The sequence below is a fragment of the Pseudomonas sp. LABIM340 genome (genome assembly GCF_040017195.2).
In the GTDB taxonomy this organism is placed as follows: domain Bacteria; phylum Pseudomonadota; class Gammaproteobacteria; order Pseudomonadales; family Pseudomonadaceae; genus Pseudomonas.
In genome coordinates this window covers 5,990,932-6,008,228 of record NZ_CM200227.1, presented here as the reverse complement: position 1 = coordinate 6,008,228, position 17,297 = coordinate 5,990,932, and the positions used below count along the sequence as shown (strand labels likewise).

10 protein-coding genes are annotated in these 17,297 nt (G+C 66.6%); 1 reads left to right on the top strand and 9 read right to left on the bottom strand.

What is annotated here, in order from left to right; all coding sequences use genetic code 11:
- Positions 1-7: 7 nt before the first annotated feature.
- From ABKS89_RS27670 to ABKS89_RS27645, 6 genes are all read right to left on the bottom strand, one after another.
- Positions 8-1,285 carry a bifunctional O-acetylhomoserine aminocarboxypropyltransferase/cysteine synthase gene (locus ABKS89_RS27670; protein WP_348588366.1) on the bottom strand — a complete coding sequence of 426 codons (1,278 nt, stop codon included), beginning with the start codon at positions 1,283-1,285 and terminating at the stop codon, positions 8-10.
- A gap of 122 nt (positions 1,286-1,407) precedes the next feature.
- Entirely contained in the window at positions 1,408-2,868 is a 1,461-nt protein-coding gene (gene selO, locus ABKS89_RS27665; RefSeq protein WP_348588365.1) for a protein adenylyltransferase SelO, read from the bottom strand.
- Between the two features lie 58 nt (positions 2,869-2,926).
- On the bottom strand, positions 2,927-6,289 hold the full coding sequence (gene mscK, locus ABKS89_RS27660) for a mechanosensitive channel MscK (protein ID WP_348588364.1): 3,363 nt from the start codon (positions 6,287-6,289) through the stop codon (positions 2,927-2,929).
- 85 nt (positions 6,290-6,374) lie between these two features.
- Positions 6,375-8,117: a potassium/proton antiporter gene (locus ABKS89_RS27655; RefSeq protein WP_138213969.1), complete on the bottom strand. Its 1,743-nt coding sequence runs from the start codon at positions 8,115-8,117 to the stop codon at positions 6,375-6,377.
- Positions 8,118-8,217: 100 nt separating this feature from the next.
- On the bottom strand, positions 8,218-8,901 hold the full coding sequence (locus ABKS89_RS27650) for a hypothetical protein (protein WP_348588363.1): 684 nt from the start codon (positions 8,899-8,901) through the stop codon (positions 8,218-8,220).
- 165 nt (positions 8,902-9,066) lie between these two features.
- Complete coding sequence (locus ABKS89_RS27645; RefSeq protein ID WP_348588362.1) at positions 9,067-10,869, bottom strand: acyl-CoA dehydrogenase; 1,803 nt, start codon at positions 10,867-10,869, stop codon at positions 9,067-9,069.
- A gap of 178 nt (positions 10,870-11,047) precedes the next feature.
- On the opposite strand from ABKS89_RS27645, the gene ABKS89_RS27640 reads away from it, so the two are divergent.
- Positions 11,048-11,884, top strand: coding sequence for a 23S rRNA (adenine(2030)-N(6))-methyltransferase RlmJ (locus ABKS89_RS27640; RefSeq protein ID WP_138213972.1), 837 nt, complete (start codon positions 11,048-11,050; stop codon positions 11,882-11,884).
- Positions 11,885-11,934: 50 nt separating this feature from the next.
- On the opposite strand, the gene msrA is transcribed toward ABKS89_RS27640, so the two are convergent.
- The 3 genes from msrA to aceF all read right to left on the bottom strand — a co-directional run bounded on the left by msrA (position 11,935) and on the right by aceF (position 17,288).
- Positions 11,935-12,582 carry a peptide-methionine (S)-S-oxide reductase MsrA gene (msrA, locus tag ABKS89_RS27635; protein WP_348588361.1) on the bottom strand — a complete coding sequence of 216 codons (648 nt, stop codon included), beginning with the start codon at positions 12,580-12,582 and terminating at the stop codon, positions 11,935-11,937.
- Positions 12,583-12,692: 110 nt separating this feature from the next.
- Positions 12,693-15,392 carry a putative bifunctional diguanylate cyclase/phosphodiesterase gene (locus ABKS89_RS27630; RefSeq protein ID WP_138213974.1) on the bottom strand — a complete coding sequence of 900 codons (2,700 nt, stop codon included), beginning with the start codon at positions 15,390-15,392 and terminating at the stop codon, positions 12,693-12,695.
- A gap of 264 nt (positions 15,393-15,656) precedes the next feature.
- A complete protein-coding gene (gene aceF, locus ABKS89_RS27625) occupies positions 15,657-17,288 on the bottom strand; it encodes a dihydrolipoyllysine-residue acetyltransferase (RefSeq protein ID WP_348588360.1) in 1,632 nt (543 codons plus the stop codon).
- Between the last annotated feature and the right edge of the window lie 9 nt (positions 17,289-17,297).

Sequence of the window (17,297 nt, the reverse complement as noted above, 5' to 3'; positions counted from 1 at the left end):
GCGGGTGTCAGGCCTCGGCGGCGTCCAGCGCCTGGGCCAGGTCGGCGAGGATGTCGTCGATGTGCTCGATGCCGATGGACAGGCGCACCATGTCGCGCGGCACGCCGGCCTTCTCCAGTTCCTCGTCGTTGAGCTGGCGGTGGGTGGTGGAGGCCGGGTGGCAGGCCAGGGACTTGGCGTCGCCGATGTTGACCAGGCGCACCACCAGCTTGAGCGCGTCGATGAAGCGCGCGCCGGCTTCCTGCCCGCCCTTGATGCCGAACGAGAGAATCGACGCGGGTTTGCCGCCCATGTAGCGCAGCGCCAGTTCCTGCTCGGGGTGGTCGGCGAGGCCTGCGTATTTCACCCAGCTGACCTGCGGGTGGTCCTGCAGGTATTGCGCGACTTTCACCGCATTCTCGCAGTGGCGCTCCATGCGCAGGGCGAGGGTTTCCAGGCCCTGCAGGATGAGGAAGGCGTTGAACGGCGAGAGTGCGGCGCCGGTGTTGCGCAGCGGCACGACGCGGCAGCGGCCGATGAAGGCGGCGGGGCCGAAGGCTTCGGTGTAGGTGACGCCGTGGTAGGACGCATCCGGCGTGTTGAGCAGCGGGAAGCGCACCTTGTTGTCGGCCCAGGGGAATTTGCCGGAGTCGACGACGATGCCGCCGATGCTGGTGCCGTGGCCGCCGATGTACTTGGTCAGCGAGTGCACGACGATGTCCGCGCCGTGCTCGAACGGGCGGCAGAGGATCGGTGTGGCGACGGTGTTGTCGACGATCAGCGGCACGCCGTGGCGGTGCGCAGCATCGGCCAGGGCCTGGAGATCGACGATGTTGCCCGCCGGGTTGCCGATGGATTCGCAGAACACCGCCTTGGTGCGTTCGTCGATCACTGCTTCGAGGGCGGCGATGTCATCGTGCGGCGCAAAACGGGTCTGGATGCCGAAGCGCGGCAGGGTATGGGCGAACAGGTTGTAGGTGCCGCCATAGAGCTTGGCCACCGAGACGATGTTGTCGCCGGCTTCGGCGACGGTCTGGATGGCGTAGGTGATGGCGGCCATGCCGGAAGCCACGGCCAGCGCCGCGACGCCACCTTCCAGTGCGGCCACGCGCTCCTCCAGCACCGCGTTGGTGGGGTTCATGATGCGCGTGTAGATGTTGCCGGCGACCTTCAGGTCGAACAGGTCGGCACCGTGCTGGGTGTCGTCGAAGGCGTAGGAGCTGGTCTGGTAGATCGGCACGGCCACGGCCTTGGTGGTCGGGTCGGGGCTGTAGCCGGCGTGGATGGCCAGGGTTTCCGGTTTCATTGTTCGAGCGTCCTTGTGGCAGAAAGCCCCGAGGATGCGAGCGGCGCCCGGCCCCGGTCAATGACCGGGAGCAATGCTGGCGGGGCGCCGCTAGATCGCTTTTCGCTGAGCTTATAACCGCCTCAGGAGGAGCAACTGATCTCCAGGTGACGGCCCCAGTCCGGCGGGCGACGGGTGAATACCTCGGCGTCGGACTGTTCTTCGAAGGGTTTGCTGAGTACTTCGTGCAGGCGGCGCACCACGCTGAAATCGCCTTGTTCGGCGGCGCTGATGGCTTCCTGGGCGAGGTAGTTGCGCAGCACGTAGAGCGGGTTGACCAAGTGCATGCGGGCGCGGCGCTCGTCCTGGCTGCCGCCTTCGCGCTCGGTGCGGGCCTGGTAGTCGGTGGCCCAGGCGTCGAAACCGGCGAGGTCGACGAAGTCTTCCCGCACCACCGCCAGCGCCTGCTCCGGTGCCTGGTCGCCGAGGCGGCGGAAGAACAGCGAGTAGTCCACGGCGCCCTTCTGCATGGTCTGCAGCAGGCGCTGCACCAGCTCCAGGTCGCCCTCTTCGGCCGTGGTGAGGCCTAGGCGGCGGCGCATGAGGTCCAGGTAGCTGGCCTGGTAGAGCGGCAGGAACAGGTCCAGCGTGGCGCGCAGGTCGTCCACTTCGACGAAGGGCGTCAGTGCCTGGCCGAGGGCCGCGAGGTTCCAGTGGGCGATGGGCACCTGGTTGCTGAAGGAGTAGCGGCCGGTGTCGTCGGAGTGGTTGCAGATATGGTTGGCGTCGAAGTCGTCGAGGAAGGCGTAGGGGCCGTAGTCGAAGGTGATGCCGAGGATCGACATGTTGTCGGTGTTCATCACCCCGTGGCAGAAACCGTAGGCCTGCCAGTAGGCGATCATCTCGGCGTTGCGCTCGACCACTTCGCGGAAGAATGCGAGGTAGGGCTTCTCGTCATCCAGGCACTGCGGGTAGTACGACTGCAGGACGAACTCGCCGAGGGTGCGCAGCTGGTCTTCCTGCTTGGTGTAGTAGAAGTATTCGAAGTGGCCGAAGCGCACGTGGCTGGGCGCCAGGCGCAGCAGCATGGCGCCGGTTTCCTTCGACTCGCGCCACACCGTGGTGCTGGAGCCGGTGACGCACAGCGCGCGGCTGCTGGGGATGCCCAGGGCAGCAAGGTATTCGCTGGCGAGGAATTCGCGGATCGACGAGCGCAGCACGGCACGGCCATCGCCCATGCGCGAGTAGGGCGTCTGTCCGGCACCCTTCAGGTGCAGGTCCCAGTGCTCGCCGGCCTCGTTCACCACTTCGCCCAGCAGCAGGCCGCGGCCGTCGCCCAGGCGCGGGTTGTAGGAGCCGAACTGGTGCCCGGAATAGACCATCGCGCGCGGGTCGGCTGCTTCCCAGAGCTTGTGGCCGGCGAAGATTTCCGCGAACAGCGGGCTTGCCGCCTCGCTTGGGTCGAGGTCGAGCAGGGCCATGGCGGCGGGGCTGGCGACGACCAGGCGCGGATCGGCGATGGGGTCGGGCAGGACCTGGGTGGAAAACACGTCGCCCAGGCGGGCGAAGCGGTTATCGAAGGTCAGTTCGTCGAGCTTTTTCACAATCTAACTCCGGACAAGTCCGAGCATTGTGCTCGGACTTGTCCGAAGGCGTCCACCCTCAGGCCTTGTCGCCGCCGGGCTTGTCGGTGCCCTGGGGGCCGCTGATCTTCACGGGTATGGCGGCGGGTTGCTGCCCGACGATGACCTGGGCTTCCTGGCCCTGGAAGTTCTTCAGGAACACGTCGACCTGGTTGAAGGCCATGTCGATGCCGGCTTCGCGGAAAGCCAGGGCGATGCGCGTGAGGGTCTCGTCCACCGCCGGGTTGCGGTCGCCCAGCTCGCGCACGTGGAAGCGCAGCTCGTAGTCGAAGGTGCTGGCGCTGATGGTGGTGAAGTACAGCACCGGTTCCGGGTCGCGCAGGATGCGGGTGTTGGCGTGGGCGGCGTCGAGCATGATCTTGCGCGCCAGCGGCAGGTCGCTCTCGTAGGCCAGGCCGATCTTGATGGTGACGCGCGTGACGGTATCGCTCAGCGACCAGTTCACCAGCTGGCCGGTGATGAAGGTCTGGTTGGGGACGATGATTTCCTTGCGGTCGAAGTCGGTGATGGTGGTGGCGCGGATGCGGATCCGGCTGACGGTGCCGGACAGCGTGCCGATGGTCACCACGTCGCCGATCCGTACCGGGCGCTCGAAGAGGATGATCAGGCCGGAGACGAAGTTGGAGAAGATCGCCTGCAGGCCGAAGCCGAGGCCGACCGACAGCGCGGCCACCAGCCATTGCAGCTTGTCCCAGCTCACCCCGAGGGTGGACAGCGCGCTGACGAAGCCGATGCCGCTGATGGTATAGGACAGCAGGGTGGTGATGGCGTAGGCGCTGCCCTGGGCCAGGGTCAGGCGCTGCAGCACCAAGACTTCCAGCAGGCCGGGCAGGTTGCGCGCCAGGGCGACGGTCACGGCGGCGATGACCAGCGCCATGAGGAAGTCGCTCAGGCTGATCGGCGTGGTGGACGCCGCGTCGCCGGTGCCGCTGGTGTACTGGTAGAGGGTCACGTTGTCGAGGTAGGAGACGACGCTGATCAGGTCGGCCCAGACCCAGTACAGGGTGACCACGAAACCGATCAGCAGGCCCAGGCGGATCAGGCGCATGGACTGTTCGTTGATCTGTTCGATGCCCAGGGTCGGCTCTTCCACCACCTCGGTGCCTTCGATGCCTTCCTTGGGCGCGTTCTGGCGGTTCTTCAGGGCGCGCTGGTAGGCCAGGCGGCGGGCGGCGACGCCCATGCCGCGGACGAAGGTGGCTTCCACCACCATCCAGAACATCAGCAGGAACAGGGTGTCGATCAGGCGGTCGGTGAGCTTGAGCGCGGTGTAGTAGTAGCCGAAGCCCACGGCCAGGAACAGCGCCACCGGCAGGGCGGTGAAGCCCAGGCCGACGATCATCTTGATCATCGACGGGCGCTCGCTGGACGGGCTCTTGAACAGCAGCTGGGCGAGCAGCCAGGTCATGGCGCCGTAGCCGAACAGCACCACGGCAATGCCGATCACGTCATCGGCCAGCGAGGCCGGCGAGTGCTCGGCGACGGTGACTACGGCGACCAGCGACATCACCACCAGACCCAGTCGGCGCATTAGCTTGCCGAGGAACTGCACCTGCGACTGGCTCCAGTGGAAGTGCCGCTCGGCGATGCCGCCCGGCCGCAGGATGCGGTGTGCGGTGTAGAACACCAGCCAGACCTGCGCCATCTCCAGCAGCGCGCTGCCCAGGGTGGCGTTCTGTCCGCGGGCGTCGAGCAGCAGGGCGAGGCCGGCGATGGCCAGGGCCAGGGTGCCGGGCAGTGCCAGCAGCACGGCGAGCAGCAGGGCCAGCGGGGTGTGGGCCTGGCTGTCGCGCTTGAAGTGGCCGATGTCATCGTTCAGCGATTCCAGCTTGTCGTAGAGGAACCTGCGCTTCCACAGCAGGGCCGCGACCAGCAGGAGCAACGGCAGGAACAGGAAGGGCCGGTCGATCAGGCCTTCGCCCAGCTCCTTGACGCCTGAGCCCCAGGGCACTTCGGCCAGCTGGTGGTGCAGCAGGGTCGGGGTCATCTTGAACCACGACAGGTCCAGCGGGCGGTTGCTGGGGATCCAGAACATCTGCTCGTCGAGGGTGGCGCGCAGGCTGCCGCTGGTTTCCTTGAGCTGTTTCTGGTTCAGCTGCAGGGTGATGGCTTCGTTGAGCAGCGCGTTCAGCTCGTGGTTGAGGCGCTCCATCAGTTCCAGGCGGGTGTCCACCAGCTCGGAAAGGTCGTGGCGCAGCTGTGGGGTGACGCTTTCCTGCGATTGCTGGGCCAGCAGGTTGTCGATGTAGACCTGGGTGTTGTTGATCTCGTCGCGCTTCTGGTTCAACTCGAACTGGTACAGGCGCAGGTCGGCGATCTCGTCGGCGAGGTCCTGGTCGGTCTTGATCACCGGCAGCGACTGCTTCTGCTGGTAGAGGATCTTCGACAGCAGCAGGCTGCCGCGCAGTACGTTGATCTGCTCGTCGAGGGCCTGTTCGCCCTGGGTCAGGTTGTCCAGCTGCTGCTTGGTTTCCAGGTTGCGCCGGGTCAGGGTGTTGAGGCGGTCGGTGGTGCGCAGCAGGTAGTCGGAGAGCTTGAGGTTGGCGGCGTTCTCGTGGCTGAGCAGGCTGTCGGTGCCGGCGGCCTGGTCGGCATCCTTGGACAGCTCGGCGACGGTCTTCTCCGACTGCTCGCGGCGCTTGTCGCTGATCATCGCCTGCAGTTCAAGGGTTTCGCGCTCTTCGCGGCCGATGCGTTCGGCCAACAGGTCGCGCTGGCTGGAGGCGAGGTCGAGCAGCAGATTGTTGCCGGCCAGCTGCTTGCGCAGCAGCAGGTTCTGCGCGGTCAGCGCGGCCTGTTCGGCGAGCAGCTCGTTGCGGCGTTCGTCGGTCAGGGGCTTGGCGCCTTCCTTGCCGGCCTTGAGGGCGGTGTTGATGTCCAGCAGGCGCGTCTGGTTCTTGCTCAGGTCGGCCTGGGCGCGCTCTGGGCGGGTCTGCGCGGTGAGGATCTCGCTCTTGGCGTCGATCATCTCCTTCTGCCAGGCGGCCAGCTGGGTGGATTGCTCGTTGAGGAGCATTTCCAGCTGGGTGGCGTTGTAGCCGCCGTAGCGCTGGGCGGCGGGCTTGTCGGCGCTGCTCTTGAGGCGACCGAGGGCCTTCTGGTTCTCGCTGATCAGCTTGGGCGCATCGGCCAGGCGGCCGTTGAGCTCGCTGAGCTGCTTCTCGCTGTCATCCTTGGCCGCCAGCAGCTTCAGGGTGTTCTCCAGGCTGGCCTTGAGCGGCTTGGCTTCGGCATCGCTGAGCTTGCGGTCGGCCAGGCCGTCGAGGCTCTGCTGCACCTTCTCGGCGCTGGGGACGGTGGTATCGGCGGCCAGCGCGGGCAGGCCGGTGAGCGAGCCGCCCAGGAGGACGGCAGTCAGGAGGGTACGCAGCAGGAATGACATGGTCGCGTTCAGCGGCTCGTGCGAAAAAAGTGGAGTGAGGGTAGTGCTGGCTGGCCGGCACCCGCAAGCGGGCGCCGGTGGGCGGTCAGAGGAACAGACCGGGGCCGGGACGGCCTTCCGGGAATTTGACCCCGACCTTGCGGATCTTGTTCCCGTCCAGGGCGGCCACGGTCCAGGTCAGGCCGTTCCATTCCACCTGGTCGCCGATGATCGCCTGGCCGCCGATTTCGTGGGCGATGAAGCGGCCCAGGTTCTGCTCGCCGTCGACGCCTTCGAGCTTCAGGCCATAGAGCGAGGCCACGGCGGATAGCTGGGCGTCGCCCTCAAGGACGAAGTCGCCGAAGAAGCGTGCGCTCAGGCCGCGATCCGGCGCCTGGCTGAACAGCTTGCCGAGCGGCGAGAGGTCATGCTCGTGGCCGATCACGCAGAGAATGTCGTCGGCCTCGAGGATGGTACTGCCGGACGGGTGCAGCAGTTGGGTGCCCCGGAACAGCGCGGCGATACGGGTTCCTTCGGGCATCTTCAGCTCGCGCAGGGCGGCGCCGATGCACCATTTTTCCTTGCTCAGGTGGTAGACGAACAGCTCCCACTCGCTGGTCGGGTGGACTTCCAGGCCGGCGCGGGAGATCGGCGCCGGGTCGGGCGGAACCACCACGCGCAGCAGCTTGGCGGCCCAGGGCAGGCTGGTGCCCTGCACCAGCAGCGAAACCAGCACGATGAAGAAGGCCACGTTGAAGAACAGCTGGGCATTGGGCAGCCCGGCCATCAGCGGGAACACCGCGAGGATGATCGGCACCGCGCCGCGCAGGCCGACCCAGGCGATGAAGGCCTTCTCGCGGCCGTGGAAGGCGCGGAACGGGAACAGGCCGACCAGCACCGACAGCGGGCGGGCGAAGAGAATCATCCACAGCGCCAGGCCCAGGGCGGGCAGGGCGATGGGCCAGAGGTCGTGGGGCGTGACCAGCAGGCCCAGCACCAGGAACATGCCGATCTGCGCCAGCCACGCCATGCCGTCGAGCATGTGCATGATGCCGTGGCGCGAACGGATCGGCTGGTTGCCCAGCACCAGGCCGCACAGGTAGATGGCGAGGATGCCGCTGCCGTGCACCGCGTTGGCCAGGGCGAAGATCAGCAGGCCACCGCTGATCGCCAGCAGCGGGTAGAGGCCGTTGGCCAGATGGATGCGGTTGATCACCTGCAGCAGCAGCCAGCCACCGGCAAGACCCAGGATGGAGCCGATGCCGAACTCGCGCAGGAAGTGCCAGAGGAAGCTCCAGGACAGGCCGCTTTCGCCGTGGGCGAGCATGTCGATCAGGGTGACGGTGAGGAACACCGCCATGGGGTCGTTGCTGCCCGATTCGATTTCCAGGGTGGCGGTGACCCGCTCGTTCAGGCCCTTGCCGCCGAGCAGCGAGAACACCGCTGCGGCGTCGGTGGAGCCGACGATGGCGCCAATCAGCAGGCCCTCCATCCAGCTCAGCTTGAACAGCCAGGCGGCAGCAACCCCGGTGAGGCCAGCCGTGATCAGCACTCCGGCGGTGGCCAGCGACAGGGCCGGCCAGAGTGCGACGCGGAAGCTCGACACCCTTGTGCGCAAACCGCCGTCCAGCAGGATCACCGCCAGTGCCAGGTTGCCCACCAGGTAGGCCATGGGGTAATTGGAGAAGCCGATGCCGCCGGGGCCGTCGGTGCCCGCGATCATGCCCACGGCGAGGAAGATGACCAGAATCGGGATGCCCAGGCGCGAGGACAGCGAGCTGACCAGGATGCTCATGCCGATCAGCACAGCAGCGATCAGGAAATAGCTGTTGATGGCCACGGCATCCAAGGTGTCGACCTCCTGGGGAGTAGGGGAGTGGCGACGCTACTTGGGGATCAGGATGCAGGCCGCATGCCAATCGATTCTAACCTGCGGATTTACAAGGCTGTCAAAGGTTTGTTGAGGACCGTTCGGCGGCGCTTTCCGGCCAGGCGGGGAGCCCTCGCGCGAGCGGCAGCAGATCGAGGGCCGCGAGCTCGATAGGCGCCCAGGTGATGGTCTCCTCCAGCGGCAGCCGAACGGCATCCAGGCAGGCCTGGCGATCACGCTGCAAGGTGGTGCGGGCCCTGCTCACTTCGCCGGCAATGTTCGCCTCGCCGCTGATGGCGCGCACCTGCGTATGCCACAGGTGGCGGGCCGAGCTACCGGCGACGCCGCAGCTGCCCAGCGGGTCGTAGTAGGACGAGCCGAACTGGGCGTAGCCGGCGTTGACCAGGGCATTGAAGTAGCGGCTCTGCGCGGCGATCGACTTGCCGTCGCCGCCGCGCAGGACTTCGAGACCGTTGAACATGGCCTTGTCGATGCTCTGCAGGTAGTCGTCAGCGTGCTGCAGGGCTTCCGTGCTGGGATCGGTGAAGATCGGTGCAGAATTCAGTGGGGACGCCAGTTTGCCTTGCGGGTCGCTCTGGGGGAGCGCGTCGGCAGGGCGGGTATTGAACAGCGCGAGCACGCAGCCCAGCGCCGCAGTGATGGCGAAGAGCGGGAAGAGATGCAGGCAGCGGCGTGAAGTGGTGGCGAGTAAGGAGGGATGCATGGCCATGGTCGTGAAGGCGAAAAGTTGCGCGGGCGCCATTCAACGGCAAACGCCCCCGGCTTCGCTGTCGGCCTGGTCAGCTGTTGTTGTCGGAATTTTCCTTCAGTTAACTCGGCTTACTGCTGCATCCCTGTCAGATATGCACTTTTCCACAGGCATAAAAAAGCCCCGGACGTGACCGGGGCGAAAGGGACATGCGGGGGCCTAGAACCAGGCGTCCTGCATGGTGGAACAGGTATCGTCGCGGCCTTCGAGCAGGGCCAGGTCGTGGTGGCAGGACGGCACTTCCCAGGTCAGGAAGTAGCGCGCGGCCTGCAGCTTGCCGCGGTAGAAGTCAGTGTCCGACGCATCGCCGCGCGCCAGACCTTCCTCGGCGCGAATGGCCTGCTCCAGCCAGCGCCAGCCGATCACGGCGTGGCCGAAGACCTTCAGGTACAGCGCGGAGTTGGCCAGGCCCTGGGCCACGCGGCCCTGCATCAGGTCGCCGAGCAGGCTCAGGGTGGTCGCCGACAGGCGCGCCATCAGTTGCTCCAGCGGCTCGCGCAGCTTGTCCAGCGACGGGTGCGCGCTGGCGCGCTCGCAGCACTGGCTGATCAGGCGGGTCAGCTGCTTGAGGCCGGCGCCGTTGTTCTGCGCCAGCTTGCGGCCGAGCAGGTCCAGCGACTGGATGCCGTGGGTGCCTTCGTGGATCGGGTTCAGGCGGTTGTCGCGGTAGTACTGCTCCACCGGGTATTCGCGGGTGTAGCCGTGGCCGCCGAGGATCTGGATCGCCAGCTCGTTGGCCTTCAGGCAGAACTCCGAGGGCCAGGATTTGACGATCGGGGTGAGCAGGTCGAGCAGCTCGTGGGCCTGCTTGCGTTCTTCTTCGGTGGCCAGCGTCTCGCAGTCATCCACCAGGCGCGCGGCGTACAGGCCGAGGTCGAAGGCGCCTTCGACGTAGGCCTTCTGGGTCAGCAGCATGCGTCGCACGTCGGTGTGCTCGATGATCGATACCGGCGCGGAGGTCGGGTCCTTGGCGTCCACCGGGCGGCCCTGTGGGCGCTCGCGGGCGTACTCCAGGGAGTACAGGTAGCCGGCATAGCCGAGCATGATGGCGCCCATGCCAACGCCGATGCGCGCCTCGTTCATCATCTGGAACATGTAGGCCAGGCCGTGGTGCGGCTTGCCGACCAGATAGCCGACGCACTCGCCCTTGTCACCGAAGTTCAGCGCGGTGGAGGTGGTGCCGCGCCAGCCCATCTTGTGGAACAGGCCGGCCAGGGTCACGTCGTTGCGCGCGCCGAGCGAGCCGTCGTCGTTGACCAGGAACTTGGGCACGATGAACAGGCTGATGCCCTTCACGCCGGGCGGTGCGTCCGGCAACTTGGCCAGGACCATGTGGACGATGTTGTCCGACAGCGGGTGGTCGCCGCCGGAGATGAAGATCTTGTTGCCCTTGATCCGGTAGCTGCCGTCGGCGGCCGGTTCCGCGCGGGTGCGGATGTCGGCCAGGGACGAACCGGCATGGGGCTCGGTCAGGGCCATGGTGCCGAACCAGCGGCCTTCGATCATCGGCTGGAGGAACAGGTGTTTCTGTTCTTCGCTGCCGAAGGTCTCGATCAGGTGGCTGGAGCCCATGCTCAGCATCGGGTAGGACGAGGTGGCAATGTTGGCCGACTGGAAGTGCGCGAAGCAGGCGCGCGACAGCAGGTGCGGCAGCTGCATGCCGCCCTGTTCGAAGCTGCGCGAGGCGTTCTGGAAGCCGGCCTCGTTGAAGGCGTCCACCGCCGGCTTCACTTCCGGAATGAGCACCGCGCCGCCATCGACGTACTGCGGTTCGTTCTCGTCGTTCTTGCGGTTGTGCGGGGCGAACAGCTCCTCGGCGATGCCGCGGGCGGTGCCCAGGGCGGCGTCAAAGGTCTCGCGGTTGTGGTCGGCGAAGCGTTCGCGCTGGGTCAGGGCCTCGGCGTCGAGCACTTCGTAGAGTTCGAAAGCGAGGTTGCGGGAGCTGAGCAGGGTCTCGGACATGGATCGACCTCCGTGGGAATCGGCGCAGTCTAGTCTGGTGAATGAAGCGCGCACAGAATCATCCATGAGCGTGATAAAGGGCTAAAACGCCCGGCCTCCCGGCGGGCCCCGGCGACGGCGGACTCGCACCGCACCCGCCCCAGGACCTAAACTGCGCGCCTTGAGGAGTCCGCTATCCATGAACTACCGCCACGCCTACCACGCCGGCAACCATGCCGACGTGCTGAAACACATCGTCCTCGCCCGCATCTTCGCGCTGATGGCGCGCAAGGACACGCCCTTCGCCTACCTCGACAGCCATTCCGGCATTGGCCTGTACGATCTGCTGGGCGACGAAGCCAGTCGCACCGGCGAGTGGGAGTCGGGCATCGGCCGCCTGTATGAGCGCGATGACCTGCCGGAGCTGCTGCAGGATTACCTGGGCGTCGTCAGCGCACTGAATCCCGATGGCGGCCTGGAGTTCTACCCCGGCTCGCCGGAGCTGGCGCGTCGCCTGACCCGCCCGCAGGACCGGGTGATGCTCAACGAACTGCACCCGGAAGACGGTCGCCTGCTCAAGGCCAACATGGCCGGCGAGCGGCGCATCTCGGTGCACCAGGGCGACGGCTGGCTGCTGCCCCGTGCCTTCCTGCCGGTTTCCGAGAAGCGCGGTGTGCTGCTGATCGACCCGCCCTTCGAGCAGCCGGATGATCTGGAGCGCTGCGTGACCGCGCTGGACGAGGCCGTCGGCCGCATGCGCCAGACCGTGGTCGCCATCTGGTACCCGATCAAGGACCGCCGCCAGCTCAAGCGCTTCTACCAGCGCCTGGAGAACAGCTCGGCGCCGAAGATGCTGCGCGTGGAGCTTTGCGTGCATCCGGCCGACACGGCTGATCGTCTGAACGGTTCCGGGTTGGTCATCGTCAACCCGCCGTGGCCGCTGGATGAAGAGCTGCGCGGCCTGCTGCCGTGGTTGGCCGAGACACTGGCGCAGAGCGAAGGCAGCAGCCAGGTGGACTGGCTGATCGCCGAATGAAAAAAGCCCCGGCAGTGCCGGGGCTTTTTCGTGGTGTGGCCAACGAAGGTTCACGCCGGCAGGCAGACGCCCGTGCCACCCAGGCCGCAGTAGCCGTTGGGGTTCTTCGCCAGGTACTGCTGGTGGTAGGCCTCGGCGTAGTAGAACGGCGGCACTTCGCGGATTTCCGTGGTGATCGCGCCGTAGCCCTTGGCGTCGAGTTCCTTCTGGAAGGCCGCGCGGCTGGCATCGATGGCGGCTTTCTGCGCCTGGTCGAACCAGTAGATCACCGAGCGGTACTGGGTGCCGGTGTCGTTGCCCTGGCGCATGCCCTGGGTCGGATCATGGGATTCCCAGAACACCTTCAGCAGCGCTTCGATGCTGGTTTCGCGCGGGTCATACGCTACCAGTACCACTTCGCTGTGGCCGGTCAGGCCGGAGCAGACTTCGTCGTAGGTCGGGTTCGGCGTGTAGCCGCCGGCATAGCCCACCGCGGTGACCCACACGCCTGGCTGTTGCCAGAAGCGCCGTTCGGCGCCCCAGAAGCAACCCAGGCCGACAACGATCTGCTGCACGCCGGCAGGGTAGGGCGCGGACAGCGGGCGGCCATTGACGTAATGCGCTTCGGGCACCGGCATCGGGCTCTCGCGCCCCGGCAGGGCCTGGGCGGAGCTGGGCAGTTCCAGCTTGTGGGCAAGTATTTGCGAGCGCAGGGTCATGGCATTCGTCTCCTCTGAATAGGGGCGGCAATAGACTCGGGTAGTCGCCGAAGATTACAGCGTTTTTTCCGGGAGCGGGGATGGCTGCGGGCACGCCGTGCCAGTGCGGCTCAGTGCGGGCGGCAGGGGTAGCGCTGCAGGCTGGAGGAGAGGTCGTGGCTGGGGATGGGCTTGTCGAACAGGTAGCCCTGGCCGATGTCGCAGCGGTTGCGTCGCAGGAAGGCCAGCTGGGCCGCGGTCTCGACGCCTTCGGCGACCACCTGCAGCTTGAGGTTGTGGGCCATGGCGATCACCGCCGAGGTGATTTCCATGTCGTCCTGGTTGTCCGGGATGTCCTTGATGAAGCTGCGATCGATCTTGATCACGTCGATGGGGAATTTCTTCAGGTAGCTCAGCGACGAGTAGCCGGTGCCGAAATCGTCCATGGCCAGGGTCAGGCCGAGGCTCTTCAGGCGCTCCAGCTGCTGGCGGGTGTCGTCGGTGGCGTCCAGCAGCAGGCTTTCGGTGAGTTCAAGCTCGAGCTGGCAGGCCGGGATGCTTTCCTCGTGGAGGATCGCGGCGATGGAGCCGACCAGGTCCGGGTCGCTGAACTGCTTGGGCGACAGGTTGATCGCCATGTGCAGCTCGCCCAGGCCCTTGGCGGCCAGCTCGCGCACCTGGCGGCAGGCCTGGCGGATCACCCATTTGCCGATGGGGATGATCAGGCCGGTTTCCTCGGCGACGCTGATGAACTGGTCCGGGCGGATCATGCCCTTCTCCGGGTGCTGCCAGCGCAGCAGCGCTTCCAGGCCGAGCAGCGCGCCGCTGCGCAGGCACAGCTTGGGCTGGTAGTGCACCGCCAGTTCGTCCTGCACCAGCGCGCGGCGCAGGTTGCTCTCGACGAACAGCTTGTAGCTGGCCTCGGCGGTCATCGCCTCGGTGAAGGTCTGCACCTGGTGCTTGCCGTTGGCCTTGGCCTTGTGCAGCGCCAGGCCCGCGTGCTTCATCAGGGTCTGCGGATCCTGCCCGTGCTGCGGCGCGTAGGCGATGCCCACGGAGCCGGTGATGCTGATCAGCTGGTTGTCGACGAACAGCGGCTTGTCGAGTACGTCGAGGATCTGCGCGGCGACCTTCTCGCCACGGCCGGCCACGGACTCCTCCAGCAGCACGGCGAATTCGTTGCTGGCGAAGCGCGCCAGGGTGGCGCTGTCGCTCAGGCTGCTGCGCAGGCGCCGGGCGAGGTTCGAGAGCAGCTTGTCGCCGGTCTGGTGGCCGAGGCTGTCGTTGATCCGCTTGAAGTTGTCGATGTCCACCAGCAGCAGGCTCAGCGAGTGCTCGCTGCCCACCTGCAGGCGCTCTTCCAGGGCGTTGATGAAGAAGTGCCGGTTGGCCAGGCCCGTGAGGTTGTCGCGGTAGGCGAGCTTCTCGATGTGCTGCTGGGCCAGCTTGCTCTGGGTGATGTCTTCGTAGATGCCGATGTAGTGGGTCAGCTCGCCCTTGTCGTCGTAGACCTTGGACAGCGACAGCTGGCCCCAGTAGGGCTCGAGGTTCTTGCGCCGGCTGCGGAACTCGCCCTGCCAGCTGTTCTGCGTGACCAGGGTGGAGCGCGCGTCGAACAGCAGCTCGCTGAGGTTCGCCAGTGCCGGCAGCTCCGGCAGGCGGCGGCCACGCACTTCGTCGGCGCCGTACTGGGTGATCGCGGTGAAGCTCGGGTTGACGTATTCCACCAGGCCGTCTCGGTCGATCAGCAGGAAGGCGCTGGCGCTCTGCTCGACGGCGCGCTGGAACAGGTGCAGGGCGCTGGAGACGTTGCGCCGCTCGTGGTTCATCAGCACCTGGGCGTACTGGTCGGCCAGCTCGCCGGCGAAGGCGATCTCGTCGCTCTGCCACATGCGCACTTCGCCGACGTGTTCCAGGCAGAGCACGCCGACCACTTCACCGCCGACGCGGATGGTGGCGTCGAGCATGGCGCTGATGCCCTGCGGGCGCAGGTAGCGCTGGGCCAGTTCCTGGGTGCGCGGGTCCTGCTGGGCGTTGTGGGCGTCGATGGCGCGGCCGCTGTGGACCGCGTCGAGGTAGTTGGGGAAGTTGCTGGCGTCGATGTCCTGCGGCTTTTCGTACTGGTCGGTGTCGCGGCGGTAGATGGTCACCGCTTCCAGGCGATGGTCGGTGTGCAGGCGCCAGATGCCCGCGCGGGCCACGTCATAGGCCTCGCAGGCGGCCTGGGCGATCAGCTGGGCGGCTTCGAGCAGCGGGTCGCTGGACAGGTAGCGGTGACGCGCCAGGCGCACGATCAGGTTCTGCTGGGTGCGCGAGCGCACCAGGTGCTGCAGGTGTTCGTCCTGGGAGCGCTGGTACATCTCCAGGGACATCTTCAGGCGGATGTTCTGCGCTTCCAGGTCCAGCAGGCGCGGGTCCAGCTCGGTTTCGTGCTCGTCTGCCTCGGTCTGCAGCAGGTAGCCATGCAGCAGCTGGCGGCCGTGTTGCTGGAAGCTTTCGCCGACCTCCAGCACGTTCAGCGTGCCGCGCGGCGAGTGGAGCAGGTAGCGCACCCGGTAACGGCCGTCCTTGAGCAGTTGCTGCTGCACCTGCTCATGCAGGCGATGGCGCGCCTCGGGCTCCATCAGGCTGGCGTAGGGGGCGTCGAGGATGCCGCAGAGGTCCTGGGCCGGCACGCCGATCTGGCGTTCACAGCCGGGGTCGAGGAACAGCAGGGTCCAGCTGGGTTCATTCAGGCGCTCGAAGCGCAGCATCCCGAGCCTCGAAGGGACGGGAAGCTGCGTGACAACCTCGGCCGCCTGACGGCTGGCGGCATCGGGATGACTCTTCATGCGCGGTGGATTTCCAGGGTGCTGGACGAGGTACATGGCCTCGCCCGACTTCTATGGGCGTTGGCAAGATTTGCATGAGGCACGGGGCCATGACAAGCCAAGACTGTATCGGCCGTCACAGAGCGAAGTTGAGGCGGCGCCGGGAGCCAGGCGTGACCGCCGGTCCGGACAAAAAGAAGCCCCGCCATCCGGCAGGGCTGGAGAGTACGAGCGTGGCGTGCTCGTCGAGAGGAAGGCCGGCACGGGGCCGGCCTTTTACAACTCTTACAGCAGCAGGGTGCGGATATCACCCAGCAGGTCGGACAGGCGCTTGGTGTAGCGCGCGGCGGCCGCCCCGTTGATCACGCGGTGATCGTAGGACAGCGACAGCGGCAGCATCAGGCGCGGCTGGAAGGCCTTGCCGTCCCATACCGGCTGCATGGTCGCCTTGCTGACACCCAGGATCGCCACTTCCGGCGCGTTGACGATCGGCGTGAAGCCGGTGCCGCCAATGTGGCCGAGGCTGGAAATGGTGAAGCAAGCGCCTTGCATGGCGTCGGCGGAGAGCTTCTTGGTGCGCGCTTTCTCGGCCAGTTCGGCGGCTTCGGCGGCGAGCTGCAGGAGGCTCTTCTGGTCGACGTTCTTGATCACCGGGACCAGCAGACCGTCCGGAGTGTCCACGGCAAAGCCGATGTTCACGTACTTCTTGCGGATCAGCGCCTTGCCGCTGGGGGCGAGCGAGCTGTTGAAGTCCGGCATTTCCTTGAGCAGGTGGGCACAGGCCTTGAGCAGGATCGGCAGCACGGTCAGCTTGACGCCGGCCTTCTCCGCGACGGCTTTCTGGGCCACGCGGAAGGCTTCCATCTCGGTGATGTCGGCCGAGTCGAACTGGGTCACGTGCGGCACGTTCAGCCAGCTGCGATGCAGGTTGGCGGCGCCGACCTGCATCAGGCGGGTCATGGCCACTTCTTCCACTTCGCCGAACTTGCTGAAGTCGACTTCCGGGATCGGCGGGATGCCCGCACCACCGCTGGCGCCAGCCGGCGCGCCGGATTTGGCGCGTTGCAGCTGTTCCTTGACGAACGCCTGCACGTCTTCCTTGAGGATGCGGCCTTTCGGGCCGGTGCCTTTGACTTCACCCAGCTCGACGCCGAACTCGCGGGCGACCATGCGCACCGCGGGGCCTGCGTGGACCTTGGCGCCGTCACGGCTGGGAGCGCCCACCGGAGCGGCCTCCGGAGCCTTGGCCGGGGCCGCGGCAGCCGGTGCGGGAGCGGCAGCGGCCGGAGCCGGTGCAGCAGCCGGAGCTTCTGCGGCGGCCGGGGCTGCAGCGCCCGCGACCTTGAGCTTGAGGATCAGGTCGCCGGTGCCGACTTCGTCACCGACCTTGATCGACACGCTCTCCACCACGCCGGAAGCCGGCGAGGGGATTTCCATGCTGGCCTTGTCCGATTCCAGGGTGATCAGCGACTGGTCGGCTTCGACCGTGTCGCCGGCTTTCACCATGACTTCGATGACGTTGGCTTTGCCGGCCGAGCCGATGTCCGGGACATGGATGTCCTGGACGCTGGCAGCGGCGGGCGCGGCAGCCGGCGCCGGGGCAGCGGCCGGAGCCTCTGCCTTCGGAGCTTCCGCAGCCGGGGCCGGCGCTTCGGCCTTGGGCGCTTCGGCGGTAGCCGAACCACCCTCGACTTCCAGCTCGAGGATCTCGTCGCCTTCCTTCAGGGTGTCGCCCACCTTGACCTTCAGGCTCTTCACCACGCCGGCTTTCGGCGAGGGGATTTCCATGCTGGCCTTGTCGGATTCCAGGGTCAGCAGGCTCTGGTCGGCCTCGACAGTGTCGCCGACCTTGACCAGCAGTTCGATCACTTCACCCTGACCATTGCCGATGTCGGGTACACGAATCAGTTCGCTCATCGTGCCTCT